The 26235-nt window shown below is 70.3% G+C and carries 14 protein-coding genes; 8 read left to right on the top strand and 6 right to left on the bottom strand.

Going from position 1 to position 26235, the window contains the following annotated elements; translation table 11 throughout:
- Positions 1–66 precede the first annotated feature (66 nt).
- Both WMF36_RS04570 and WMF36_RS04575 read right to left on the bottom strand, forming a co-directional pair.
- The gene (locus WMF36_RS04570; RefSeq protein WP_437578391.1) at positions 67–3864 is read right to left on the bottom strand and encodes a M23 family metallopeptidase; all 3798 of its coding nucleotides are present in this window, start codon (positions 3862–3864) and stop codon (positions 67–69) included.
- Between the two features lie 498 nt (positions 3865–4362).
- A complete protein-coding gene (locus WMF36_RS04575; protein WP_437578392.1) occupies positions 4363–6546 on the bottom strand; it encodes an alkaline phosphatase D family protein in 2184 nt (727 codons plus the stop codon).
- A gap of 494 nt (positions 6547–7040) precedes the next feature.
- On the opposite strand from WMF36_RS04575, the gene WMF36_RS04580 reads away from it, so the two are divergent.
- The gene (locus WMF36_RS04580) at positions 7041–7550 is read left to right on the top strand and encodes a chemotaxis protein CheX (protein WP_437578393.1); all 510 of its coding nucleotides are present in this window, start codon (positions 7041–7043) and stop codon (positions 7548–7550) included.
- Between the two features lie 425 nt (positions 7551–7975).
- On the opposite strand, the gene WMF36_RS04585 is transcribed toward WMF36_RS04580, so the two are convergent.
- The 3 genes from WMF36_RS04585 to WMF36_RS04595 are packed head-to-tail and all read right to left on the bottom strand — an operon-like array spanning position 7976 to position 10434.
- Entirely contained in the window at positions 7976–8422 is a 447-nt protein-coding gene (locus WMF36_RS04585) for a hypothetical protein (RefSeq protein WP_437578394.1), read from the bottom strand.
- Positions 8419–8874: a hypothetical protein gene (locus WMF36_RS04590; protein WP_437578395.1), complete on the bottom strand. Its 456-nt coding sequence runs from the start codon at positions 8872–8874 to the stop codon at positions 8419–8421. The genes WMF36_RS04585 and WMF36_RS04590 overlap by 4 nt, the downstream gene beginning before the upstream one ends.
- An 18-nt stretch (positions 8875–8892) precedes the next feature.
- On the bottom strand, positions 8893–10434 hold the full coding sequence (locus WMF36_RS04595) for a hypothetical protein (RefSeq protein ID WP_437578396.1): 1542 nt from the start codon (positions 10432–10434) through the stop codon (positions 8893–8895).
- 532 nt (positions 10435–10966) lie between these two features.
- Here WMF36_RS04595 and WMF36_RS04600 point away from each other — a divergent pair.
- The 4 genes from WMF36_RS04600 to WMF36_RS04615 all read left to right on the top strand — a co-directional run bounded on the left by WMF36_RS04600 (position 10967) and on the right by WMF36_RS04615 (position 15971).
- Positions 10967–13711 carry a nitrate- and nitrite sensing domain-containing protein gene (locus WMF36_RS04600; protein WP_437578397.1) on the top strand — a complete coding sequence of 915 codons (2745 nt, stop codon included), beginning with the start codon at positions 10967–10969 and terminating at the stop codon, positions 13709–13711.
- Positions 13712–13751: 40 nt separating this feature from the next.
- Positions 13752–14288: a chemotaxis protein CheX gene (locus WMF36_RS04605; protein ID WP_437578398.1), complete on the top strand. Its 537-nt coding sequence runs from the start codon at positions 13752–13754 to the stop codon at positions 14286–14288.
- Between the two features lie 35 nt (positions 14289–14323).
- Complete coding sequence (locus WMF36_RS04610; protein WP_437578399.1) at positions 14324–14701, top strand: response regulator; 378 nt, start codon at positions 14324–14326, stop codon at positions 14699–14701.
- Between the two features lie 187 nt (positions 14702–14888).
- A complete protein-coding gene (locus WMF36_RS04615) occupies positions 14889–15971 on the top strand; it encodes a nuclear transport factor 2 family protein (RefSeq protein ID WP_437578400.1) in 1083 nt (360 codons plus the stop codon).
- A gap of 235 nt (positions 15972–16206) precedes the next feature.
- Here the strand turns inward: WMF36_RS04615 and WMF36_RS04620 are convergent, their stop codons facing one another.
- Positions 16207–17706, bottom strand: coding sequence for a carotenoid oxygenase family protein (locus WMF36_RS04620; protein ID WP_437578401.1), 1500 nt, complete (start codon positions 17704–17706; stop codon positions 16207–16209).
- 193 nt (positions 17707–17899) lie between these two features.
- Between WMF36_RS04620 and WMF36_RS04625 the strand changes: the two genes are divergently transcribed.
- The 3 genes from WMF36_RS04625 to WMF36_RS04635 all read left to right on the top strand — a co-directional run bounded on the left by WMF36_RS04625 (position 17900) and on the right by WMF36_RS04635 (position 26034).
- Positions 17900–18712, top strand: coding sequence for a WHG domain-containing protein (locus tag WMF36_RS04625; protein WP_437578402.1), 813 nt, complete (start codon positions 17900–17902; stop codon positions 18710–18712).
- Positions 18713–19124: 412 nt separating this feature from the next.
- Complete coding sequence (locus WMF36_RS04630; protein ID WP_437578403.1) at positions 19125–24245, top strand: AAA family ATPase; 5121 nt, start codon at positions 19125–19127, stop codon at positions 24243–24245.
- 379 nt (positions 24246–24624) lie between these two features.
- Positions 24625–26034 carry an RICIN domain-containing protein gene (locus WMF36_RS04635; RefSeq protein WP_437578404.1) on the top strand — a complete coding sequence of 470 codons (1410 nt, stop codon included), beginning with the start codon at positions 24625–24627 and terminating at the stop codon, positions 26032–26034.
- Positions 26035–26235: the final 201 nt, after the last annotated feature.

Genomic DNA, 26235 nt, shown 5'->3' on the forward strand with positions numbered 1-26235 from the left:
GGGGCGGCGGCGCCGGCGAGCTCGGCTCAGCAGGCTGGGCGGATGTGCGGTGTCAGGGCGCGGGCGTCACTGGCACGCCTGGGCGGCCGTGTTCCGGCGGAGCCCGCAGGCGAAGGTGCCGCCGCCGCAGGCGAAGACGCTGCAGTACTCGTGCACCTCCTGGTCCCCGTCGGGCAAGGTCATGACCTCGCAGTTCGCGGGGCTGTACTGGGAGCACACCTCCTGGCAGCGGATCGGGCCGGTCGTCCCGTCGTTCGCGTCCGTGCACGGCCGCTCCTCGAGCTGTGGATGGATCGTGAAGCCCACGTCCGCCTGATCGTCGAAGTGCCCCGTGCAGAAGTGCGCGTCGGACACGGTGCCCTCGAGATAGCTCTGGAGGTCCGGCGAGAAGAAGGGCACCGGGTTCGGCGCCTTGTTGTCGGCGACGCGGCGGACCTCGAAGTGCAGGTGATCGTTGCCCGGCCAGTCCGACGATTCGCCGATCTCCTGCCCCGGGACGACGAGATCGCCCTCCGCGACCAGGCTCGACGCGGCGTGCCCGTAGATGACGTACACGGCGCCATAGCGGATCGTCAGATCGATCTGGAAGGGCGCACCCTGGGCGATCGGGAACCTGTCCGTGCAGGCGTTTGGCCCGGCGCACATGACCTGGCCATAGCCGACCGAGTACAGGGGGCTGCGCGCCGGCACGGAGAAATCGAGCCCGCTGTGATTGCCGGACGTGTTCTCGTAGTAGATGGTCTGGATCACGACCGAGGTGCACGTGTGGCCGAAGTATTGCCCCATCGGGGGCGCGCTCCCGTTCGGCATCGTGGTGGGGTGATTGCAGAACGTCGGCACCTTCGTGTCGCTGAGCTCGTCGCCGGGTCCCACGTCGCCGCACCCGGCGGTCGGGCCGCCGGCGCCCGAGATCGTCGCGTTGGTGAGGGTCGCGCCCTCGTCGTACAGGCTGGTGTCCAGCGCGAGCGGGTAGGTGGGCGCCGTCGTGCTCGTGTAAAACACGGTCCCGTTCTTCAGGTAGCGCACCTGGCCGCCGAGCACCTCGACGCGGAAGACGTCTCCGGCCTGGTAGGTCCCGAAGAAGCCCTGCCAATACCCGTGCTCGTAGATCTCCAGGCCTCCATCGGCGCGCAGGTAGATCGCGTAATCGATGTCCCCATATCCTTGATCGGCGTCGCCGTGGCTGAGGCCTGCCATCTTCTGGAGGTTCGCCTCGTTCGTGGAGAACTCCACGAACCCGTTGCCCGCCTCGATCTGATGGACCGATGAGGCCCCGGCGTGCCAGCCCCAGCCGGCGGTGCGCGTCAGCGAGCTTCCGCTCGCCGTGGCATGGCGAACGTTCCTCCACGACCCCGGCGGCATGCAGCTCGCGTCCTCGGCCGCGCAGCTCGTGACCTCCGCGCCGGTGAGGGTCGCGCCCTCGTCGGGCAGGCTGGTGTCCAGCTCGAGCGGGTAGGTAGGGGCCGTGTTGCTCGTGTGGAACACCATCCCGTTCTTGCGGTAGCGCACCTGGTCGCCCGACACCTCGACGCGGAAGACGTCGCCGGCCTGGTAGGTCCCGAAGAAGCCCTGCCAATACCCCTGCTCGTAGATCTCCAGGCCTCCATCGGCGCGCAGGTAGATCGCGTAATCGATGTCCCCGTAGCCCTGGTCGACGTCGTCGTGGCTGAGGCCTGCCATCTTCTGGAGGTTCGCCTCGTTCGTGGAGAACTCCACGAACCCGTCGCCCGCCTCGATTTGCGCTGCCGACGAGGCCCCGGCGTGCCAGCCCCAGCCGGCATCGCGGGTCAGCAAGCCGCCGTTGGCGGTGGCGTAGCGGACGTTCTTCCACAGCCCCGGCGGCATGCAGCTCGTGTCCCCGGCCGCGCAGCGCGTGACCTGGGCGCTGGTGACGGTCGCGCCCTCGTCGTGCAGGCTGGTGTCCAGCCCGAGCGGGTAGGTGGGCGCCATGTTGCTCGTGTGGAACACCATCCCGTTCTTGCGGTAGCGCACCCGACCGTCGAACACCTCGACGCGGAAGACGTCGCCGGCCTCGTACGTCCCGAAGTAGCCCTGTCCGTGATCCTGCTCGAGGATCTCCAGGCCTCCGTCGTCGCGCAGGTAGATCGCGTAATCGATGTCCCCGTAGCCCTGGTCGACGTCGTCGTGGCTGAGGCCGGCGATCTTCTGGAGGTCCGTCTCGTTCGTGGAGAACTCCACGAACCCGTCGCCCGCGTCGATCTGCTCGACCGATGAGGCCCCGGCGTGCCAGCCCCAGCCGGCATCGCGGGTCAGCAGGCTTCCGTTGGCGATGGCGTAGCGGACGTTCTTCCAGGCCTGCGGTGGCATGCAGCTCTCGTCCCCGGCCGCGCAGCGCGTGACCTGGGCGCTGGTGACGGTCGCGCCCTCGTCGTGCAGGCTGGTGTCCAGCCCGAGCGGGTAGGTAGGGGCCGTGTTGCTCGTGTGGAACACCATCCCGTTCTGCCGGTAGCGCACCTGCCCGTTGAACACCTCGACGCGGAAGACGTCGCCGGCCTCGTACGTCCCGAAGTAGCCCTGTCCGTGACCCTGCTCGACGATCTCCAGGCCTCCATCGGCGCGCAGGAAGATCGCATAGTCGATGTCCCCGTAGCCCTGATCGCCATCGCCGTGGCTGAGGCCCGCCATCTTCTGGAGGCTCGCCTCGTTCGTGGAGAACTCCACGAACCCGTCGCCCGCCTCGATCTGTTCTGCCGACGAGGCCCCGGCGTGCCAGCCCCAGCCGGCGGTGCGCGCCAGCAAGCCTCCGTTGGCGGTGGCGTAGCGGACGTTCTTCCAGAGCCCCGGCGGCATGCAGCTCGTGTCCCCGGCCGCGCAGCTCGTGACCTGCGCGCTGGTGACGGTCGCGCCCTCGTCATGAAGGCTGGTGTCCAGCGCGAGCGGGTAGGTCGGCGCCGTGTGGCTCGTGTAGAAGACCAGCCCGTTCTTGCGGTAGCGCACCTGGCCGCCCCACGCCTCGACGCGGAAGACGTCGCCGGCCTCGTACGTCCCGAAGTAGCCTTGACCATGCCCCTGCTCGACGATCTCCAGGCCTCCGTCGGCGCGCAGGGAGATCGCGTAGTCGATGTCCCAGTAGCCCTGATCGGAGTCGCCGTGGCTGAGGCCGGCCATCTTGGTCCGGTCCGCCTCGCTCGTGGAGAACTCCACGAACCCGTCGCCCGCCTCGATCTCCTCGACCGACGAGGCCCCGGCGTGCCAGCCCGAGCCGGGGCTGCGCGTCAGCAAGGCCCCGTTCGCCGGGGCGTAGCGGACGTTCTTCCAGAACCCCGGCGGCATGCAGCTCGTGTCCCCGGCCGCGCAGCGCGTGACCTGGGCGCTGGTGACGGTCGCGCCCTCGTCGTGCAGGCTGGCGTCGAGCCCGAGCGGGTAGGTGGGCGCCGTGGCGCTCGTGTAGAACACCACCCCGTTCTTGCGGTAGCGCACCTGGCCATTGAACACCTCGACGCGGAAGACGTCACCCGCCTCGTACGTCCCGAAGTAGCCCTGTCCATGACCCTGCTCGAGGATCTCCACGCCCCCGTCGCCGCGCAGGAGCAGCCCGTGATCGATGTCCCAGTAAGACGGGTCGTCATCGCCGTGGCTCAACCCGGCGATCTTGGTCCGGTCCGCCTCGTTCGTGGAGAACTCCACGAACCCGTCGCCCGCCTCGATCTGCTGGACCGACGAGGCGCCCGCGCTCCAGCCCCAGCCGGGGCCGCGGGTGAGGGTGCCGTCGGACACCTCCACCTCGACGGGGTTGTCCCAGAACGCGGCGGCGCCCTCGGCCGCGCGCGCATCTCCCATGCTCGCGCAGATTCCCCAGACGGCGAGGGCCGCGGAGAGCGCGCTCTTGGTGAGCCTTCTCATGAGGCGTCCGTCCTCTCGCAGCCCGCGACGAGCGCGGCAGCGAGGCATGGCGCAGGGTGAAGAATGGGTCGGTTGAATGCGTCCTGAAGCATGGTGATGATCTCCTCTGCACATCGATCGTCGATGAGAAGCTCGGCAGACAAAACCCTCGGGCCGCGCGACGTCCGCGTCCCGCGATCGTCGCGCGCCCGCCTCCGCGCGCAGGCGCGCGACGGCAGCTCGCCCCGGCTCGCAGGCGGGCGCAGCCCAGGTGTGGCGCTCGGGCCACCTCCCTTTCCTACGCCACGGCTCTCCGGCGTCTGACAGCCCTCGATTTTTTTTCCAAGGCGCGCCGCCGGCCTTACCCGGCGGCGGGCGCCGCCGCGGCGCCCCGTCCGCGTCCTTCGCCCCGGAGGCACCGCGCCGCCCGCGCCGGCCCGCGTCCTCGGCGACTACGGCGCCGGCGACAGCTTCGCCGGCGCCTTCACCGGGCGCGCGGCGTCCGCCGAGCGTGCAGGCTCAGATCCACTTCTGCGTGGCGGGATCCCAGCGCTTCCACGCGCCGCGGACGTCCCGGTAGATCTCGCTCTCCCCGCGGAGGGTGCGGAACCGCTCGCTCCCGACCTCCAGCAAGCCGCTGTTCTCCGCGTGATCGGTCAGCGCCTCGGCGGCGTCGATGCTCCGCATGTCGGCCACGAGCTCTTCCCCGCTCGCCTCGATCACCACATAGCCGTGGGCATAGCTGTTGGCGTGAGCGAGGTGGGGGTTCACCTTCGTCTCGGTCGACATGAGCAGACCGTCGATGCCGGCGGCGAGCAGCGTGGCCCCCGGGACCGCGCTCAGCACCGGATCGCCGGCCAGCTGGCTCAGCAGCATCTCGCGGAAGGACGCCGACGAGACCGCGCCGCCCACGAACTCGACGATCTTCTTCGAGGGATCGCCGCTCGGGCCCGCCGTCCCCGCGTAGAAGGCGTGGATGTCGCCGGTGATCGCCACGACGCCGCCCAGCTCGGCGAGCCGCTCCAGGAGCTCGTTCCGCTTGCTGGGGAACCCGTCCCAGGTGTCGGCGTTCATGATGAAGCGACGCTTGAACTGCTCGGGGACGCTGTAGGGGCCGAGATCGACGGCGAGCGGGAGGAGGCAGAGCTCGTTGCCCCAGACCTTCCAGGTCGCCCTCGAGCCTTCCATGGTGTCGAGGAACCAGGACTCCTGCTCGGCGCCCATCATGTCCTCGCTCGCGCCCTGCGTCTCCTTGTAACGGATGGCAGCGTAGACATCGAAGGTGTCCTTGATCGTGAGGTAGCGAGCCCCGATCGCGCCGTGGGCGCTGAACTTGCCGAGATCCACGTACGCGATGCCCCGATCGAAGAAGTTCGACTCCGCCGCATCGATGAGCGGGATCTGCACGTCCGCCGGCAGGCCCTCGTTCACGCCGGCGACGATCTGGTTGATGACGAGGACGCTGATCTTCCCCGTCACCTCGGCGGCGTCGTAACCGGCGGCCTCCGCGGCCCCCTTGAGGACCGAGGCGTAGATGCCGTCGGCGTACGTCTCGATATCGTCCACGTACGGCATGGCGAGCTCGGGGACATCCCCGAGCTCGGCCCCGAGCTTTCCCTGATCGAGCACCACCGTGCCGGGGAAGGCGCCCTCGGGGATGAGGTGATCCGGCCGGTAGCTGCGCAGATCCGTCATCACCAGGTGGACGTGCTGGCCGAACACGAAGTCGCGGTAGATGCGGAAATTGTCCGGGAGCGATGCGCCGGGGGCCTGCTCGACGTCGTCGCCGTAATCGACGGGCTGGTACTCGAACCAGGCCTGGCTGGCGGCCTTGCGGCGCTCCACGTCGGTCTCGTCCTTCCGGTCGTCGAAGTAGGTGGCCGTCGCGCCGAAGGCGTCGTTCGAGAACTCGTGATCATCCCACGTGGCGATCATCGGGAAGCTCTCGTGGACCTTCTGGAGGCTCGCGTCGGAGCGATAGGTCCTGTAGAGCTCCCGGTAGTTGCTGAGCGACCTGGCCGCGTGAAAGGCGGTATCGCCCTCGCCGAGGGCGATGGCGCCGGCCGCGTCGGTGAAGACGACGCGGCGCCCGCCGGTGCTCTGGAAGCTGGGATCGCCGGTCGTCTCGTAGATGTAGTCGCCGAGGTGGACGAAGAAGTCGAGCTCCTCCCGGGCGAGCGCCAGGTAGGTATTGTAGAACCGTCCGATGTAATCCTGGCAGGACACGTAGGCGAATCGGACCTTGACGTCGGCCCCCTCGGCCGGCGCGGTCTTGGTGCGCCCCACGCGAGACACGTAGCCCGTGTCGCCCTTCACGTAGACGAAGCGGTAGTAGTAGACCGCGCCCGCCGACAGGCCGCGGACCTTCACCTTGACGCAGTGATCGTGCCTCGCGAGCGCCTTCACCTTCGCCTGCCCGGCGTCGAGCGCCACCCGCTGCGTGAAGCCGGCGTCGGTCGCGACCTCGACCTCGAGATCCAGATCCTCCTCGCCGTCCTGCACGCGGGCCCAGAGGACGACGCTGCCGGGGCGTGGGTCGCCGGAGGCGATCGACTGGGGGAAGTACGCGGAGCCGTCGGTGAGCTCGCGCTCGGGCTCGGCGTCGAGCGGATTGATGATCTCGGGGTCGCCGCCGCAGGCCGGGACGACCAGCGCGCCGGCGGTAACGAGGGTGGCTCGAAGGAAATCTCTGCGCTTCAGCATGGGGCATTCAGGGAATCCTGGAACTTTCTCCGGTGTCAACCTCCTTGTGGAGCTCGCCGTGCGACCCGTCACGCGCGAGCGCCTGACGAGGATCTCGACCGGCAGGCGCCGATCCGAGCGCCGCCCGACGCGTGCGCAGCGCGTCTCTGCCGGCCGGGCGTGGAACACCCGCGCGGCCGGGGGCACCCACAAGGGGGCACATGTCGATTGACGTGGGTGAGCGTGGTGCGGCGTGCTCGCGCATCTCGTCCGCGAACATCATTGCCCCATAAAGGATCGATGAGCTACGCTGTGCGTTTAGTATGGTGCGGCGCCGGGGCATCACCAGCGATCGTCAGTCCGAGGCGCGGCCTGGGCCCAGCATCCACGAGCGCCCGGGCATCGAGCACCGCGCCCCGAGCTCCTCGCAGCGACCTGCGCCGCCATCCGTGCCCGGGCGTTCCAGCCCGCCCAGCGAGCCGTCGCCTACTTCCCGGCCGCCTCCGTCGCGCAAGGTGCGGACGATCGACGTCCTGGTTCAGGGCGCGACCGTGGAGCTCTTTCACTTTTACGGTGTCGCCATCGCGCCGGCGGACGCTGGAGATAGCCGCGAGGAGGTGCGCCTTCACAGCGATCCCGCGAGCACGGTCGAGTTCTCGGCGCGCGGCTTCTCCGGCGTGCTGGCCCTGTCTGCGCACCCTGGCGTGTTTCGCTCCATGACCGGGGTGCCGCCCATGGCCGACGGCGTCGGCGACTGGATGCGCGAGGTGGCCAATCAGCTCATGGGCAAGGTGAAGAGCCGCCTCGCCCGGTTCCAGATAGCGCTTCACGCCGAGCTGCCGCAGCTGCGCCACCCGAGCGACGTGGAGCGCCGGACCCGGAACTGCAAGCAGCAGTTCTGCTACTCTTTCAGGACGTTGAAGGGCGAGGTGCTCGTCTCGTTGAGCGGCGACTTCGACGAGAGCTCCCTGGTGTTCTCGAACGCGTCCCCGCTCCCCCTCGACGGCAAACTCATCCTCTTCTGAGCGGCGGGCGCCCGCTTCGGATACGGGCCCATCTCGGCGCTTTCGGTGCTCAGCGCACCGGAGTGCGCTTGCGCGCCGAAAACGCCGAGCTGGACCCGTCTCCTGTGCGGGCGACCGCCGCTCGGGGGCGCATGCACAGGAGGACGGCCTGGGGTGGCGAAGGAGCGTGGGGGCGGCGCGAAGCGGATCAGGCAAGAGACGCCAGGACGTCAGAGAGACCCAGGGGTTGTCATCCTGGCGTCTCTGGCGTCGGGACGGTCGACTCCTTCTCATTCGGACTCGACTCTAGAACACCGAACAGGTTGAAAGGCCGCGAGAAAGAGAGATTTTGAACCACAGAGAGACGCAGAGGAGAGAGAAATGAAGGTGCCATTCCCCTGCCTGTCCTCTGTGGTTCATTCTCGGTCTGCAAGCGGACCGGTGCTCTAGGCGCCGCCGCCGCCGGTGCCCGCGGGGCTGCTGCCACCGCCGCCGCCCGTGGCGCCGCTGCCGCCGGTGCCCGTGGCGCCGCCACCAGTGCCCGTGGCGCCGCCGCCACTGCCATCACCGCCGCCAGTGCCGGTGGCGCCGCCGCCACTGCCATCACCGCCGCCGGTGCCGGTGGCGCCGCCTCCGCCGGTGCCCGTGGCGCCGGTGGTGCTGGCGGTGCCGGTGGTGCTGCCGCTGCCGGTGGGGGGGGGCGGCGGGAGGGGTTGAAGGCAGCCGTTGAAGAAGACGACCTGGCCCGGGTCGCAAGGGTCCGAGTCCCAGCAGCCCACAAGCATCGCCGCGGAAAGGGCGCCAAGGACGACGACCAAGGCCCCACGGCAGCTGGACAGCAACAGGCGAGACGACTGGATGTCCATCGTTCGTTCCTCTCTCGACAGGCTCACGGCGGCACCACCTGTCCGTCGCGGATGCGCGCGATCACCTTGACGGTGGGGTTGACATCGCTGGCGGCCATGTACCCGATGCCGCCAGCCTGCTCGCCCACGGCGCGGAGGACGGCGCTCGAATTCGGCACCTTGCGCGGCGGCCGCTCGCCGCCGCGGATCTTTCGATCGATCCAGTAGCGGGCGACGCCCTCGGGATCGAGGCCCAGCACCGCCATGTCGAAGCGCTGCCGCATCGAGGAGTCCTCGGGGAGGTTCACCGGCATCGCCGACCTGCCGTACCACTCCGTACGCGTCGTCTGGAAGAGCGGGCGGAGCGTGTCGCGCCCCGCCGCCCGCGCGGGGTTGGCCTGGTTGACAACGATGACGATCTCGTCCTCCTCCGCGAACGACGAAGCCGACGGGGTCATGCCGAGGAGGGCCAGGAGGAGCAGAAGGGATAAACGCTTCATGATTGCGTTGAACCTCTCTCAGAAGGCCAGGATGAGACGAGCGAGAGCGTTCGTGGTGTGGAAGTCCAGCACCGGGAACTCCGGCACCTTGTTCTCCTCACGCATGACGGTCATGATCGTGCGCAGCACCTGGGTCCGAAGTGTGACGTCCGGGGTGATATAGAAGTTCAGACCGCCGCCGACCTGGAACATGGTGTCGTGCCCGGAGAACGGCGCGTGCACGGTGGCGCCGATGACGAACGGCTCCATGTTCAGGAAATCCAGCCGGTGCGCCGCCACGGCATACGCGGAGGTCTTCCAGGCGTTCGGTGCGAAGAACCCGAATCCCCCCTGGCGTTTCCCTTCTTCGAAGACCGCGCGGATGACCGCCGCCTCCGCGCGCAGGCGCGTCTTCCCGACGTCGAGCGAGACGTCTCCGGCGCCGACGTACTCCCGGAGCGCCCACGTCGAGTGGATGGTCGGAGCGAACTCGCCGAGCTTGGTATCGGAGACCCAGTCGCGGGACCTGCTCGCGATGAACGACGCCCCGAGCTTCAACGTCAGCTTGCCGGGGTCCTCGTAGCTGGCGTGCAGGCGGCCGCCGAACCCGCGGTTGTCGTCGAAGGCGAACGGCGCGTTCTCGGTGCGCCCGTTGCTCACGTACGCGTTGTACCCGAGCTCCCACGGGCCCGTGAACGTGTTGCCGTAGACCATGACCCCGGTCTGCCGCGTGGGAAACAGGCGCGATGTGATGAAGTAAGGGACGGCGGCCGTGATGAGCACCGGGCTCCCATGGTCGACGTTGTAGATGCCGATCGGGGTGAAGAACTGGCCGACGCGCACCTTGAAGAGGTTGAAGCGCGTCCAGTCGACGTGGGCGCGCTCGATCGACACAAGCCCGCCATAGGTGGTCGGCGAGCCCATCGCGATCCCCGTCGAGTCGAAGGTCCCGTACGGCTGCGTGGTCGTCCGCGCCGCCAGGTCGGGCGGCAGCGGCCCCGTCACCGGGACCGGGGCGCCGCCGGGCGAGGTCGTGAACCGCAGCTCCCCGAGAAAGCGAAAGTGATCGCTCGGCTGCGCGTCGAGGTAGAGGTTCATGTTCCCCACGACGAAGTTCAGCGCGTTCGCCTGCGGGAGGACGGCCGCGAGGCCCGAGTTCTCCGGGACCCACGTGCGCTGGACGCCGACGTCGATGAATCCGTAGAGCCGGAGGAGCTCCCTGTTGTCATCGTCCTCCGGCGAGACCTGCGCGTCCTCGAGCGTCGCGAGGCGCTTCTCGAGCGCCGCCGATCTCTTCTCCGCCGCGTCGAGCCGCGCGGCAAGGGAAGCCTCTCCGGTCGCGGCGGGCGCAGCGGCGGCCGCTCCGGTGGCGGGCGCAGCGATGGCCGCTCCGGTGGCGGGCGCAGCGATGGCCGCTCCGGTGGCGGGCGCAGCAACGGCCGCTCCGGTAGCGGGCGGCGTGGCGGCCGCTCCGGTGGCGGGCGGCGCGGCGGCCGCTCCGGTGGCGGGCGCAGCGGCCGGCTCCGGGGCGACGCCGGCGGCAGGGCTCTGCGCGTGCGCGAGAGATGCCGTGGAAAGCACTCCTGCGATTGCGATGGCGGCGCCCGATGCGCGCGCGAGGCACCCTGCTCGCGGCCGCCGCTGTGAACTCCGACCCATGTTCATTGCTCTCTCCCTGTGCGAAGAGCTTCCGTTGCTGTACAGGCCGACGCCGCGCGCGCTCTTGCGGACTCGCGACCTTCGCGCGTAGCATACACACCCTCGATGCCAGGTGGTGGAACAACTCGATCCGCCTCGAACGGGCGCACCACAGCAAGTGAAACGTCGCAACAGGAAAGAGCCTGAATCAGAGCAACGCACATGGTGCGCGAGGGCGCGCACATGATGGCCGCGTTCGCCTGCTTCCCTTGTCGTTTGCTCTCTTCATCTCTTCCGGGGCTCCAGGAGAGCGAGGCGCGGGATTCAGTCGTCCTCATGGGGCGCCTTGCAGTAGAGCGTACGAGGGCGAGCGGTCGTCGTGCCGCGCGGGCCACTCCGGGGAGACGGAGGCATGCCGACATTGCGTAGAGCTTCGATTCGTCTGAAGCTGTGGTCGCTCGCTGGCGTCCCGGTCGTGGGTGCCCTGCTGCTCGCGGCGATGATCGTCGGCGATGCGCGGCAGCAGGCGGTCAGGGCGGCGGCGATCGGCTCGATCGAGGACCTCGCGCAGCTCTCGTCGATCATGGCGCAGCCGCTGCACGCGCTCCAGAAGGAGCGGGCGTGGACCGCGCTGGTCGAGGGGCTCGAGGTCCGGCCGCCCGACGCGAGGGACGCCGAGGCCGCGCGGGGCGCCGCGCGGCCGTTCCAGCGCGACGCGGCGCTCTCGCGCGCGAGCAGCCAGCTCACGGCCGCGCGGGCGGCGACCGACGAGAGCCTCGCCCACCTCGACACGTTCCTGGCCGAGCGCGACCTCTCCCGGCTGCCGCCCCGGCTCGCCCGCGACCTCGCCGACGCGCGCGCCCACGTCGCCGAGCTCGGCCCGTTCCGGAGCGGGGTCGACGCGAAGGCGGCGCCGCTCGACAGCGTGCTGAAGGTCTTCGGCGGCATCAACGTGAGCCTGATCCGGGCCAACGCGGGGCTCTCCGAGCTGAGCGACGAGGGCGAGCTCCTGCGCAGGATCCAGTCGCTCGTCGCCGTGCACGAGTTCGCCGAGCGCGCCAGCCGCCAGCACGCGCTGCTCGCCCACGCCTTCGCGTCCACGCAGTTCGAGCCGGGCGCCTTCAAGACGCTCGTGACGCTGATGACGGAGGAGCAGCTCTATCGCGAGGTGTTCATGGCCAACGCGTCGGACTCGGCGCGGGCGCTCTACGACACAGCGCGCGCGGATCCGCGCGTGCAGCGCGCCGATGAGCTGCGCGCCGCCGCGATCGCGTCGACGGACGAGGACCTGGCGATCGACCACGACGCGTGGTTCGACGCGCAGCAAGGGCGCATCGACCGGCTCGCCGCGATCGAGCACGAGGCGATCGCCGGCATGCGGCGCGCCGCCTCGGCCCGGGTCGCGGACACGCGGAGGACGGTGACCAACGGCGTCGCGGTCTCGGCGTTCGTGCTCATCGTGTCGGTCGCGCTCGCGTTCGTCCTCGTGCGGGGCCTGTCCCGGTCGCTCGAGGTCCTCGGCGAGGCCGCGGCCCACGTCCGGCAGACGCGCGACTACAGGACGCGCGCCCGCAAGACCGCCGACGACGAGTTCGGCGCGCTCACGGACGCCTTCAACGAGATGCTGGCGGGCATCCAGGCGCGCGACGAGGCCCTGGAGAGCCACCGGCAGAACCTCGAGGCCACCGTCGCCCAGCGGACCTGCGAGCTCGAGAAGCGCAACCGGGAGATGCGCCTCGTGCTCGACAACGTCGATCAGGCCCTCGTGACGATCCACCGCGACGGCACGATGGAGCCCGTGCACTCCGCCGCCTTCGAGCGCCTCTTCGGCGTGCCGGCGGTCGACGAGCACTTCGCCGATCGCATCGCCGGCCACGACCCCCGGGCCCGCGCGTTCCTCAGGATGGGGTGGGAGGCCGCCTGCGACGACTTCCTCCCGCTCGAGGTCGTCCTCGACCAGCTGCCGAAGGTCCTGCACCGCGAGGGCCGCCACCTCACGCTCGGCTTCAAGCCGATCCTGACCCCGGAGGGCCAGTTCAGCGGCGCGCTGATGGTGATCACGGACGTCACGGCCACGATGGACTCCGTGCGGGAGTCCGAGCGGCAGCGCGAGTACATCCAGGTGTTCGAGCGCGCGGTGAAGGACCGGCTCGGCCTGCTCGGGTTCGTCAGCGACACGAGCAAGCTCGTCGACGCGGTGAGCTCGCGGAGCATCGGCGAGGTGGACCACGTGATGCGCCTCGTGCACACGATCAAGGGCAACGCCGGGCTCTGGGACGTGACGAGCGTGGCGAAGGTGGCGCACGAGATCGAGAGCTTCGTCGTCGAGGAGCGCTCGCTGCCCCCCGACGAGCAGATCGACGCGCTGAAGGACGCGTGGTCCGCGTTCGTCGCGCGGGTAGGCGGCCTGCTCGCCTCGACGGCGCAGGCCTCGCGCGTCGACGTCGACGACGGGGAGATCGAGGCCTTGCTCGCGATGGTGCGCCAGCGCCGCGACCACGCCGAGGTGGAGCGGGCCATCGGGGCCCTCCGCGACGAGCGGACGGAGGTGCGGTTCAACCGCATGAAGGACCAGGCCGAGACCCTGGCGCGGAAGCTCGGCAAGCCGAAGCCCGACGTGGACATCGACGACGGGGGCGTCCGGCTCCCCGCGTCGCGCTTCGCCGCCATGTGGCAGGCGCTGGGGCACGTCGTGCGCAACGTGATGGACCACGGGATCGAGCGGCCGGAGGTGCGCGAGGCGGCCGGCAAGCCGCAGCGGGGCACGCTCACGCTCCGCTCGCGCGCGACCTCGGACGAGGTCGTCATCGAGGTCGGCGACGACGGCGCGGGCATCGACTTCGAGCGCGTGCGCGAGAAGGCGGCGGCCGTCGGGTTGCCGAGCGCCACGCGGCGGGACCTCGAGGCCGCGCTGTTCTCTCCCGGCTTCAGCACCGCCGAGCAGGTCACCGACGTCTCGGGCCGCGGCGTCGGCCTCGGCGTCGCGCTCCACGAGTGCCGGCGGCTCGCCGGCCGCGTGGAGACCGAGACGGAGCGCGGCAAGGGGACGACCTTCCGCTTCCGGTTCCCCCGGGAGCTCGGCGAGGCCGCCGCCTCGCCGCCGTCCGCGCCGCTGCCGCCGTCGAGCCGGCGCGGCGCGCTCCTCGCCGGCCCTTCGCGCGGCGGATCGAGCCCGGGACCTTCGACGAGCGCGGGCCCCCCGGATCGGGTGACACCGTGAGCGCATCGACCCTGCAGAGCGAGAGATCGAGGAGAGGCGAATGAACTCCGAGAGCTGGCACCGCATCTACGAGGAGCTTGCGACCTCGTGCGTCCACCTGTTTCGCGACAACGGCGTCGAGCTCCGGCTGCTGGAGAACGCGGAGTCGGAGGCGACGCCGGGCAACGCGGTGGTCTCCTTCATCGGCTTCACGGGGGATCACCTCCGCGGCAGCTTGACGATCGTCGCCCCGGTGGCGCTCATCACGCGCTGCCACCCGCTGCGAGAGCGGCGCGCGCTCGGCGAGGACATGGTGTGCGACTGGGCGAGCGAGCTCGCCAACCAGCTCCTCGGGCGGGTGAAGAACCGCCTGCGCCACCTCGGGCTGATCATCGTGCTCTCGACGCCGAGCGCCGCGATCGGCGAGCACCTGCGCGCCCGGGAGGAGCAGAACGAGGGCTTCCGGCGGCTCGTGTTCGACGCGGGGCCCGACCGGCTCGCCGTGCTCTTCGACGCGATGGCCCCCGACACGGCGCTGGAGCTCGAGGAGGTCGACATGCCCGATCCGCAGCGTGAAGGTGAAGTGCTGCTGTTCTGAGCCGCGGGCCCCGCACGCCGAAGGAGACACGACAGATGGCCAAGAAAATTCTTCTCGTCGAGGACTCGAACACGGTCCGCCAGCAGGTCGGCATCCTCCTGTCGGCGGCGGGCTACAGCACCGTGGAGGCGGACAACGGCCGGGACGCGATCGCCGCGGTCACCGCCCACAAGGGCGATCTGGCGATGATCATCGCGGACGTGAACATGCCCGTGATGAACGGCATCGACATGCTCCAGAGCCTGCGGGACAAGAACCTCGCGTCCGCCATACCGATCCTCATGCTCACCACCGAGGGGCAGCCCGAGCTCATCGAGAAGGCCCGGAAGGCCGGCGCCAAGGGCTGGATCATCAAGCCGTTCAAGCCGGACCTCTTGCTCGCCGCGGTGAGGAAGCTCGCCGGCGAGCCGTGACGCGCCGGCCGCGGCGCGGCGGGCCGCGGCCTCTCGGCCGAGCCCGGTGCGCGGGTGGCGCTCCGCTGTCGGTCGGGTACCGGTCGCGCGGATCGAGCGGCTCCTTCAGAACTTCAGCCCGTGTAGAACGCTTCGGGGCGGCGCGCCGCGGGTTGATCCCGGGTGTGCGGCGCGATACGCGGCGTGAATGAACGTCGCTCCTTGGTTCGGAATGGCGGCAGTCTGCCTCTTCGCGGCGTGCTCCGAGCAATCGGACGATGGGACAGGCGGGCAAGGCGGCGTTGCCGGCGACATGGCGACCGCGGGGAGCGGGGGAGCGGGGGGCGATGAGTCGCCGGAGGGCTCGACGTCCTCGACGTCCTCGACCTCCTCGACGGGCTCTCCCGCGGGCACGGGCGGCGGTGGAGGGTCGCCGGGCACGGGCGGTGGTGGAGGGTCACCGGGCACGGGCGGCGGCGGAGGGGCGCCGGGCACGGGCGGCGGCGGAGGGGCGCCGGGCACCGGCGGCGCGGGCGGCAACCCGGACGAGGGGAGCCGCTGTGATCCGGCGGAGTCGCGCGCGAACAGGGATCTCGTCGGAAAGGCCATCGACGAGCTGTTCATCGACAAGGACATCACGGCGGCCGATCGCTACTGGGCCGATCCGTACCTCCAGCACAATCCCATTGCGAGGAGCGGCGTCGCCACATTCAGGAGCATCATGGGCGGGATCGTCTCCTCGCCGTCGTTCAACTACCAGCGCCTCCGCACGTTCGCCGAGTGCGACCTGGTGGTCGTGCAGGGCCGCTATTCGCAGACCGGCGTGATCTTCGACATGTTCCGCGTGAAGGACGGCAAGATCATGGAGCACTGGGACTCCGATGCGAACCAGGCCACGGAGACGACCGGCCCCACCGAGATCCAGGACGAGGCGCTCACGGGGCAGAACCGCGCGCTCGTGCTGGGCATGATCGACGCCGTGCTCGTCGACGGGGAGCACGCGCGCGCCTCGGAGTTCCTCGGCGCGGGCTACGTCGAGCACCGCGACACGAGCGCGAGCGGCCCGGCCGCGCTCGTCGAGTACGTGGGGGACGAGGACATCAGCTACGCTGAGGTGCATCACGTCATCGCCGACGGCAACTTCGTATTCACCCTCTCGGAGGGGAGCCGCAACGGGACTGCCTATGGCTTCTACGATCTGTTCCGCGTCGAGGGCGGCGACATCGTCGAGCACTGGGACTCGCGCCGCGTGGTGCCCTCCTCGACGATGAGCGGACTCGAGATCTTCTAGAGCGACAAACGGGTTGAAACCCCGAAAAAAAGCAGGAATTTCACAGGGAGGCGAGGAGGCGGGGAGCGAGAGACGGCGAGAGGGAGAGATTCTTTTTTTTTCTTCCTCCCCGCCTCCTCGCCTCCCTGTGAAAATTCTCCGGGTTTCAACATGATGGGTGTTCTAGTAGAGCGGCATGCACCAGATGCGGGTGACCGCCGCTCTATGGCGGTCTTCTTCATCCGGGCCGGTGGGTTTATCCGCCGTGGGCTTCCGCGCCGGCGGGCAGGAACGCCCCGTGGAAGGTCTGGGGCGAGGCGAAGGGGAGATGGGCGCGCGCCAGCGGCCCCTCGCCGAGGCGCGCGGCGTCCCAGACGTGGATGGCGCTCTTGCTGGCCTGCACGTCGGTCACCAGGGCGAGCACGTGACCGTCCCCCTCGGGGGCGCCGGGCGCGCGCGGGACGAAGACCGGCTCGGAGGGCAGCTCGTTGCGCGCGAGGTGCGCCCGGGTGATCGCGCCCGTGGCGATGTCCACGCGGGCGATGCCGTTTCCGTGCGGCTCCTCGGCCCGCCCCTTCGTGGCCAGGAAGATCACGCCGTGGCGATCCCCCTCGACCCGCGGGTCGCAGCGCGGGAACTCGCCGAGGACGCCGCCGAGGTCCTCCACGAGCAGCTGCTCGCGGCCCGGGCGCACGCGATGGCGCACGAGGACGCCGCCCTCCACGGAGGCGAGCTCGGGCCGCTCGGGATCCTTGCCGATGGCGCCGAGCGTGCCGAGCTCCGGGTAGCGGACGAGGTCGACGACGAGGTCCTCGCCGTCGTCGTGGGCGTTCGCGAAGTGCCACTGGAAGAACGCATCGACGCTGAAGCGGCGCACGCGGGAGACGTCGTCGATGTCCACGACGATCACCTCCGTGCCCCGGCGGGGCTCGAAGCGCACCCATGAGTCGAAGCTCCCCCACTGCAGGAGCGCGCGCGCCGTCCGGATGACCGCGGGCGAGACGAAGAACACGAGGTGCCGCCGGGTGGCGCAGAAGTCGTGGAGCATCACCGGCGCGGACAGCGGCACCGCGCCGAGCGCGCGCGCGCGCCCGTCGTCGTCGACGGCGTAGAGGTCGAGGACGGGCCTGCGCCCGTAGCGGACGCCGAAGTTGTAGCTCGTCCTCCGGGCAGCCACCCGGTGCGGATGGGCCGAGAACGTCGGACCGATCACGCCGCCGAGATCGCTCTCGCCGAGCGTGTCGAGGGTCGCGGGATCGAGCTCCGTCGGCCTGCCCGCCTCCATGAGCGCGAACAGCCGGCCGCCGACGACGAAGGGGCTCGTGTTCGCGGCGTTCTTGCCTTGGCCCTTGCTCTTGAGCGCGCGGAGCAGGCGCGCGGGCCAGGACAGCGTCGAGCCGTAGAGGCGCCGGCCGGCCGCGAGCTCTTCCACGAGGCCGCGGCTGCGCACGATCCGGTGCGCGCCCTCCGCCCGGCCGCCCGACATCCGCACGGCGAGCACGCCTCCGTCCGCCTCGAACGGGTGCGGCACGCGGACGCCGAAGAGGGTGGCGCGGGCCGGGCCCACGCGGAAGAGCGTGCCCTCGAGGCCCTCGGGCAGCGCTCCCTCGACGGAGAGCGGCGTGAAGCCGTACTCGGTCTCGAGATCGGGCAGGTGATCGAGGGCGCGCGCGCCGCGCGCGGCTTGCGGGGGCGCGCCGGCGAAGGCGGCGTCGAGGGCAGCGTCGAGGACGGGTGCGGTCAGGGCGATGGTCATGGGACCTCCGGGCGCAAATGTAATCGATGATCACATCGGGCCTCGATGATGTAATCAATGATCACATATGCGCAAGCGGGATCTTCGGGGGGCGTGCCATCGGCGTCCGGATCCTTCTCCGGGGGGCCGGCTGTTTGAAGGCGAGGGGAGGTCTCCTGCTTGACGCCGCCGTCCGCCGCCGGGAAAGCGCGGCATGCCTCCGGGTCGAAAGCGCGCCGAGGAGCCGCGTGCGAAGAGGGCGGCCGCCGAGGAGCCGCCTGCGAAGAAGGCGGCCGCCGGGGAGCCGCGCGCGAAGAAGGCGGCCGCCGGGGAGCCGCGCGCGAAGAAGGCGGCCGCCGGGGAGCCGCGCGCCAGGCGGGCGCCCTCGAAGCGGCCGGCGCGCGGGTACCACCACGGCGACCTCAAGCGGGCCCTCGTGGACGCGGGGGTCGCGCTCCTGGAGGAGGCCGGGATCGAGGCCGTCGTGGTGCGCGAGGCCGCCCGGCGGGTCGGCGTCTCTCCGGCTGCGCCGTTCCGCCACTTCCCCTCGCGGGAGGACTTCCTGCGCGCGGTGGCCCTCGCGGGGCTCGAGCGGTTCGAGCTCGTATCGGCGGCGGAGATCGCGTCCGCGCCCACGCCGCTCCTGCGCTTCCGCGCGCTCGGGCTCGCCTCGGTCCGCTTCGCCCTCGAGCATCCCGCGCTGTTCGAGCTCCTGAACGGCCCTGCCTTCCGCGCCGACCCGGAGGGCGCGCGCGAGCTCCTCGCCGCCCAGGACGAGGCGCGCTCGCGGCTGCGGGCGATGCTTCACGAGGCGCGGGCGCAGGGCGAGCTGCGTCCCACGGATCCGATCGTCACGGAGGTCGCCGGCCGAGCGATGGCCTACGGGCTCGCGCGCATGTTCCTCGATGGCCACCTGCCGCGCGAGGGCGCGATGGAGCTCACCGCGGCCGTCCTCGACGTGCTCGGCGAGGGGCTCGCGCAGGCGCCGCCCGATGCGACCCGACCCGGGGTGGAATCCGCGAGCTGACGGGCGACCTCGTTGCGGGCGATCCACGACACCGAGGGATTCGATGTCTGGATTCTGCTCTCGCTTCCTGAAGGTCTCGTGTGCTGGAATTGGCAAGCTCTCGACGAGGCTCGCGTGCCCTGCGCCATGAGCGCGAGGTCTCGTTGCCAGTCGGACCCACGCCGGCGCGCGGCGATCCGGCCCCGGAGGCACCCGAGGTCCAGGCGCACATCGAGCACGTTGGTGTGTGCGAGCCGGCGTGGTGCGCCACGCCGCACGCGGCGCCACGAACGCTGGACTTTTATTCCCCGATCGGTATTCTGTCCGCACAGGCCACTCGTGTCCAGGGCGTTTTGGCGCACGGGGGGCGTGGAACGGTGGGCGATACGGCTTCTCTGGGTGGAAGAAGCGGGGTTGGGGGACCCTTACCGCGATGATCGATCTGTCTGGTTATACCCTCTCCGAGAGGGTCTACGAGGGCGCCGAGAGCGTGCTGTACCGCGGCCGCCGGGACGATGACGGCACGCCGGTCGCGGTGAAGGTAACCCGGTCTGATTTCCCGACAGCCAGGGATCTGGCGCGGTTGCGGCGCGAGCTCGCCATCCTGCGGGACGCGGGCGAGGTGCCCGGCGTCGTCAAGGCGTATGCCCTCGAGAAGTGCGGCAGGGGCCTCGCGCTCGTCATGGAGGACCTCGGCCCCTCCTCGCTGCAGACCGTGCTGAGGACGCGCAGGCTCGACGTGGGGACAGCGCTCCGTATCGCGATCGCGCTCTCGGGCACGCTCGACGCGCTCCACGGACTCCGGATCATTCACAAGGATATCAAGCCGCACAACATCCTGATCGACGAGGAGACGTACAGCCCGCGGCTCGTCGACTTCGGTATCGCGGCGCGCCTGTCGCGGGAGACGCCGAAGACCGCCCCGCCGGATGCGCTCGAAGGCACCCTCTCGTACATCGCCCCCGAGCAGACCGGCCGCATGAACCGGATCGTGGATCTGCGCGCCGATCTCTACTCGTTCGGCGTCACGCTGTACGAGATGGTGACAGGGGTCCTCCCGTTCGCGGGGCTCGACCCGACGGCGCTCATCCACAGCCACATGGCCCGCACGCCGACCCCGCCGGACGAGCGGGCGCCGGAGGTGCCCGGCGCGCTCTCGCGGGTGATCATGAAGCTCCTGGCCAAGACGCCGGAGGAGCGATATCAGAGCGCCCGCGGGCTCAAATCGGACCTCGAGGAGTGCCTCCGGCGGTGGCAGGCGACAGGCCGGATCGAGCCGTTTCCGCTGGGTCAGCGCGACAGGCCGCTCGATCTCCGCGTCCCGCAGCTGCTCTATGGCCGGGAGCACGAGGTGAAGGCGCTCCTGTCCGCGTTCAACCGGGCCCGCCACGGCGCGGCCGGGCTCGTGCTCGTCTCCGGCTACTCCGGTGTCGGCAAATCCGCGCTGGTGAACGAGATCCACAGGCCTATCGCCCGTCATGGCGGCTATTTCGCGAAGGGGAAGTTCGATCCAATCCACCGAGGTATCCCGCTCGCCCCCATCGCCCAGGCCTTCCGTGAGCTGATCCGGCAGATCCTGACCGAGTCGGCGGGCGCCGTCGAGGCGTGGAAGGGCAAGCTGCTCGGGGCGGTCGGCGCGAACGGGCAGCTGCTCGTGGAGCTCATCCCGGAGCTCGAGCTGCTCATCGGGCCTCAGCCGGAGGTGCCGGCGCTCGGGCCGAGCGAGGCCAGGAACCGCTTCGATCTGCTGGTGCAGCGCTTCGTGCAGGTCTTCGCCTCCCCGACGCGCCCGCTGGCGATCTTCCTCGACGATCTGCAGTGGGCCGATCCGGCGTCGCTCAGGCTCGTCGAGCGCCTCCTGACCGACGTCGAGTGCAAATACCTCCTGGTCGTCGGCGCTTACCGCGACAACGAGGTGGACGCCGCCCACCCGCTGCTCGCGGCGCTGGGCGAGCTCCGCGAGGCGGGCGTGGAGATCGCCGAGCTCGAGCTCCGGGCGCTCGACCTGCCCACGGTCACGCAGATCGTCGCCGATACGCTGAGCGCGCAGCCGCACGATGTCGCGCCGCTCGCGGCGCTTGTGTTCGAGAAGACCGAGGGCAACCCGTTCTTCCTGAGCCAGCTCCTCGGCGCGCTCCACGACGCGCGGGCGCTGTGGTTCGACGCATCGCTGGAGGCCTGGGCGTGGGACGTGGCGCGCGTCCGGCAGGCGATGGTCAGCGACAACGTGGTCGATCTGATGCTCGACATGCTGCACCGGCTCCCGAAGGCCACGCGGCGCGCGCTGGAGCTCGCCGCGTGCCTCGGCCACGCGTTCGAGCTGACCACGCTGGCGACCATCCAACAGAGAGCGCCCGTCGCGGCGGCCGCTGACCTGTGGGATGCGCTGCGCGGCGGCCTGATCGTGCCGCTCGACAGCGACTATCGCTTCTTCGACGGCGGCGCCGGCGCCGAGCCCTCGGCGGTCCCTTACGAGCTCAACGTATCGTATCGATTCCTGCACGACCGGGTGCGCCAGGCGGCCTACTCGCTGGTCGAGCCGGCGCGCAGGGAGGCGGTCCACCTGGAGATCGGCCGGCTCTTGTGGGCGCGGGCCGGCGAGACGCCGCCCGACGACCACCTGCTCGATGTCGTCCGCCACCTGAACCTCGGCGCGCCGGGCATGCGCGACGAGGCCGAGCGGGTGGCCGTGGCCCGGCTCAACCTGCGGGCCGGCAGGGCGGCCAAGGCGAGGACAGCCTATGCCGCGGGCGCAGACTACTTCGGCGCGGGGCTCGAGCTCCTGGGAGACGCGGGCTGGGGGCGCCACGACGCGCTCTGCTTCACGCTCAGCCGCGAGAACGCGGAGTGCGTGTACCTGAGCGGCGCGCCGGAGCGGGCCGAGGAGCTCTTCACAGCCCTCTTGCCTCGAGCGCGGTCGAGCGCGGAGCAGGCGCAGATCCACAACCTGCGCGTGGTGCTCTACTCGACGCTGGGGAAGTACGTCGACGCGGTGCAGCTGGGCCGCGAGGGCCTCCGCCTCCTCGGCTTCACCCTGCCGGACAGCGAGGCGGAGCGACAGGCGTGCGTCGAGGCCGAGCTCTCGGCGGTGGACAAGAACCTCGCGGGCAGGCGCATCGAGGATCTGATCGACGCACCGGTGATGGACGACCCGGAGCGCAAGGCGCTGCTGCAGCTCCTGTGCGACCTGACCATGCCGGTCTTCTTCGCCAGGCCGGAGCTCTACCAGGCCATCGTCCTCAAGCAGGTCAACATCTCCCTGGAGCACGGGAGCTCGGACGTGTCCGCGTTCGCGTACCTCGTCTACGGGTTCATGCTCTCGACCATGCAGGGGCGGCCCGCGGACGGCCACGCGTTCGGCCGGCTCGCCCTCGCGCTGAATGACAAGCTCCGGAACGCCAGCCTGGCCGGCAAGGTGAACGCCGCGTTCTCTGGCTACTCCTACCTGTCCGAGCCCCTGCGCGACGCGATGCCCTATTATCTGAGGGCGCGCCAGGAGGCGCTGGAGTCAGGCGACTTCGTCTATCTCGGCATCGCCTGGTACGCGATGCTCAACGTGAAGCTCGGCGCGGGCCACCAGCTCGAGGAGCTGCGCGAGGAGGTGGATCGGGGCCTCCTCGTGACCCGGCGCCTCAAGGACGCGACCGCGACGGCGGTGCTGCTCGTCGTGAGGCAGGCGATCGAGGCGCTGCAGGGCCGGACGCGGGCCCGCGACAGCTTGAGCGACGCCGACTTCGACGAGGACCAGTTCCTCGCGGGCCTGAACGCGAGCGATCAGGGCGCGGCCATCTTCTTGCACGCGATGTCCAGGCTGCAGCTTCGGTATCTCCACGGCGATCACGAGGGGGCCGCGGCGATGGCCGATGACGCCGAGGCGAAGAGCGTGGGCATGTTCGGCATGTACCACACGACCCGGCTGCCCTTTTATGCAGGCCTCTCGCTCCTCGCGCTGCCCGCCGCCGCGCCCGACGAGGCGGAGCGCCGCGCGCAGACCGTTGCCCGCCACAGGGAGCGGATCGCGGGCCTCGCGGCGAGCGCGCCTATGAACTTCCTGCACCAGCTCCTGCTCCTCCAGGCCGAGGAGGCGCGCATCGCCGGCGAGCAGCTCGAGGCCATGCGCCTTTACGACCGGTCGATCGCGCTGGCCCGGGAGAACGGCTTCCCGCATGACGAGGCGCTCGCGAACGAGCTGTGCGCGAAGATGCACCTCCGCGCGGGCAGGGCGAAGGTGGCGCGCGCGTACATGATCGACGCGTACCTCGGCTATCAGCACTGGGGAGCGACGGCCAAGGCGGACGCGCTCGCGCGGGACCACGCCGGGCTGCTGCCGTCGTCCGGCGACGGCGTGAAGGTCTCGTCGATCCCCTCCAGCGTCTCGGGCACGGCGGCCGGGAGGACGATCCTGGGCCGGACGACCGTCGGCAACCTGCGGGACGCGGCGCTGATCGTCCGCGCCGCGCAGGGCATCGCCGGCGAGACGGAGCTCGAGCGGGTGATCGAGCGCCTTGTGACGCTCGTGCTCGAGAACGCGGGCGCGCAGCGGGGGGCGTTGCTCCTGGAGCGCGACGGGCGGCTCTTCGTCGAGGCGACCTTCGGCGTGGAGCCCGAGGCGCTCGTGCTCGGCCCGAGCGAGCCGCTCGACGCGCGCGCCGATGTCCCGCACGCGGTGGCGCTGTTCGTGGCCCGCATCCGCGAGCCGCTGGTCGTCGACGACGCCGGCGCCGATGCCCGGTTCTCGGGCGATCCCTGCATCGTCGCGCGCGGCACGAGGTCGGTCCTCTGCCTGCCCATGCTCCACCAGACGCGCCTGAGCGGCATCCTTTACCTCGAGAACAACGCCACCTGCGGTGCGTTCAACTCGAGCCGCGTGGAGCTGCTCGGGCTCCTGTCGTCCCAGGCTTCCATCTCGATTGAGAACGCGCTGCTCCTCGCGAGCACACGGGCGGCGAACGACGAGGTCCAGCGCGTCAATGGGCGGCTCGAGGCCGACGTCGCCCAGCGCACCGAGGAGCTCCGGCGCTCCAACGCGGAGCTCGGCGCGGCCAACGAGCGCCTGCAGATCGAGCTCGTGCAGCGCGAGGCGGCGGAGCGGGAGCGGACCGCGCTGCAGCGGCAGATGCTGGACACGCAGCGGGCCATGGTGGCGGAGCTCTCCACGCCGCTCATCCCGATCACCGACCGGATCATGGTGATGCCGCTCATTGGCACGATGCACGCCGAGCGGGCGTCGCAGGTGCTCGAGGTCGCGCTCGATGGGGCCCAGCGCTACCAGGCGAACGTCGTGATACTGGACATCACCGGGATGAAGCATATCGACACCCACATCGCGGGGACCCTCCTGAGGACCGCGAGGGCGCTGCGCCTGCTCGGCACCGAGGCCGTGCTCACCGGCATACGCGCCGAGGTGGCCCAGGCGATGGTGCGCCTGGACATCGAGATGAGCTCGATCGTCACCATGGGCACCCTCCAGAGCGGCATTGCCTATGCGCTCCGCCGCTGCGGGCCATCGCAATCTCCTGGGCTCGGGGCGCAGCTGGGTAGTGGGGTCGTTTGAACAGGAAGGCGGGAAGGCGGGAAGAAAATCATCGATGATCTTCTCGCCTTCTCGCCTTCATGTGAATTCTTTCTGGGCAAATTTGACCACTACCCGCATCTGCCCCTGCAAGCGCCATCGCTCTCGGAGGGGGCTCGGCTGCGCGGGGAGCGCTCCGCGGGATCGCCCCTCCCTGGCCCACGGCGATCCCGCGGATCGCCCCGCCGGGGCGCAGGGCGATCCCGCGGATCACCCCCGCGCCCCTCGCATCCCGGCGAAATAACTGCGGATTCACCGCGGCCTGGCCGGGCGCCCTGGGTTGTCCACGTGGAACGCCGGATGCAATGACGCCTCGACACAGCGTGTGCGCCGAGAACCAGGGCACACCGAGGAGGGCATCATGGCTCGAAAAATCGCGTTGGGGGGTCTGTCGCTGGCGCTGGGGTGGACCCTGATGATGGGGGGGTGTCTGGTCGCCGATGACGAGACCGCGTTGACCGAGGCCAGCGTCGAGGATTCGGATGCGGTCCTCGTCTCCAGCGTCGCCGAGGGGGACTACGTCATCCGCTCGGTCGCCACGAACAAGTGCCTCGACGTGCCCTCGTCCAGCACCGCCGATGGCACGCGGATGCAGCAGTGGACCTGCAACGGGACCAACGCGCAAAAGTTCCACGTCTCCCCGACGACCGACGGCTACTGGAAGATCGTCAACGTCAACAGCAACAAGGCCCTCGACGTGCGCGACGTGAGCACCGCGCAGAACGCCGTCATCCAGCAATGGAGTTACAGCGGCGGCGCCAATCAGCAGTGGAAGCTCGTCCATCGCGGGGGCACCCAGTTCAGCATCCACGCGCGCCACACCGACCAGGCCGTGGACCTCGCGTGGGGCAACGCCGCCGACGGGACGGACATCCTCCAGTACCCCTACGGCGGCACCGCCAACCAGCGCTGGGTCCTCGACAAGGTGAGCGGCGGCCCGTCCCCCGGCGCTCGCACGCTCAAGGTCATCAACAACTGCTCGGCGCCGATCTGGGTCGCCCACTCCACCAACGTGCAGGGCGCGCAGAACGTCAAGCTCACCCGGGGCGCCGCGTACACCTACGACGTGCCCGAAGGCGGCATCAGCGCGACCCGCTTCTGGCCGAAGACAGGCTGTGACGAGGGCGGCCGCAACTGCACAACGGGCGACAGCGTCGCGCCTTGCCCGGCCGGCGGCTGCCAGCCGCCCTTCGAGTCGAAGTTCGAGGCCACCTTCGCGGCCAAGGGGAGCACGGCGCAGACCTGGTACAACCTCAGCCAGGTGGACGGCTACACGCTGCCCTTCAAGGTCGTCCCCAGGGGCGTCGGCGCCGAGCAGGGCAGCTGCATCACCTCGGACTGCTCCGGGCTGTCGCTTTCGCAGTGCCCCGGCGACGAGGATCTCGGCAACGGCCAGTTCCCCGCGTACGCGCACCAGGATCTCCGGGTGCGCGACAGCAACGGCGTCGTGGTCGGCTGCATGGCGCCCTGCAAGAAGTGGAACTATCCGGCGCCCTGGGGCCTGGGCCAGCCGGAGAGCGCCGACCCCGGGCTCCACCTCTGCTGCCCGACGCCCATCGATCCGGCCACGGGCCAGTGCACCGCCGAGCGAGCGTGCATGACCTCGGACGCGTGCCGGAACACCGCGGACCCGCGGAGCGTGGAGCACACGGACTACGTGATCCGGATGCACCAGATGTGCCCCACCGCCTATAGCTATGCTTACGACGACGCCGCCGGTCTCCACGCCTGTTCGTCGGAGACGAGCTTCGAGGTCACCTTCTGCCCGTGATCTGCGCCTCGCCGGAGCGGGGGTGAGCTCCCTCGCTCCGGCGGCTCGGGGCCGCCCGGGCACGCTCCCTGGGCAGCGGCCGCGCGCGACGCGCGTCAGGCAGGGCCTAGAACACCGCTTACGTTGAAACCCGGAGAATTTTCACAGGGAGGCGGGGAGGCGGGGAGGAAGAAAAAAATGAATTTCTCCCTCTTGCCGTCT

Source organism: Sorangium sp. So ce887 (assembly GCF_051521455.1).
Taxonomy (GTDB): domain Bacteria; phylum Myxococcota_A; class Polyangia; order Polyangiales; family Polyangiaceae; genus Sorangium.

Bases quoted from the DNA above. Each gene is read 5' to 3' on its own strand.
- WMF36_RS04615 (WP_437578400.1), top strand. From the start codon at position 14,889: ATGAACGTCGCTCCTTGGTTCGGAATGGCGGCAGTCTGCCTCTTCGCG.
- WMF36_RS04610 (WP_437578399.1), top strand. From the start codon at position 14,324: ATGGCCAAGAAAATTCTTCTCGTCGAGGACTCGAACACGGTCCGCCAG.
- WMF36_RS04590 (WP_437578395.1), bottom strand. From the start codon at position 8,874: ATGAAGCGTTTATCCCTTCTGCTCCTCCTGGCCCTCCTCGGCATGACC.
- WMF36_RS04570 (WP_437578391.1), bottom strand. From the start codon at position 3,864: ATGAGAAGGCTCACCAAGAGCGCGCTCTCCGCGGCCCTCGCCGTCTGG.
- WMF36_RS04630 (WP_437578403.1), top strand. From the start codon at position 19,125: ATGATCGATCTGTCTGGTTATACCCTCTCCGAGAGGGTCTACGAGGGC.
- WMF36_RS04605 (WP_437578398.1), top strand. From the start codon at position 13,752: ATGAACTCCGAGAGCTGGCACCGCATCTACGAGGAGCTTGCGACCTCG.
- WMF36_RS04575 (WP_437578392.1), bottom strand. From the start codon at position 6,546: ATGCTGAAGCGCAGAGATTTCCTTCGAGCCACCCTCGTTACCGCCGGC.
- WMF36_RS04620 (WP_437578401.1), bottom strand. From the start codon at position 17,706: ATGACCATCGCCCTGACCGCACCCGTCCTCGACGCTGCCCTCGACGCC.
- WMF36_RS04625 (WP_437578402.1), top strand. From the start codon at position 17,900: ATGCCTCCGGGTCGAAAGCGCGCCGAGGAGCCGCGTGCGAAGAGGGCG.
- WMF36_RS04635 (WP_437578404.1), top strand. From the start codon at position 24,625: ATGGCTCGAAAAATCGCGTTGGGGGGTCTGTCGCTGGCGCTGGGGTGG.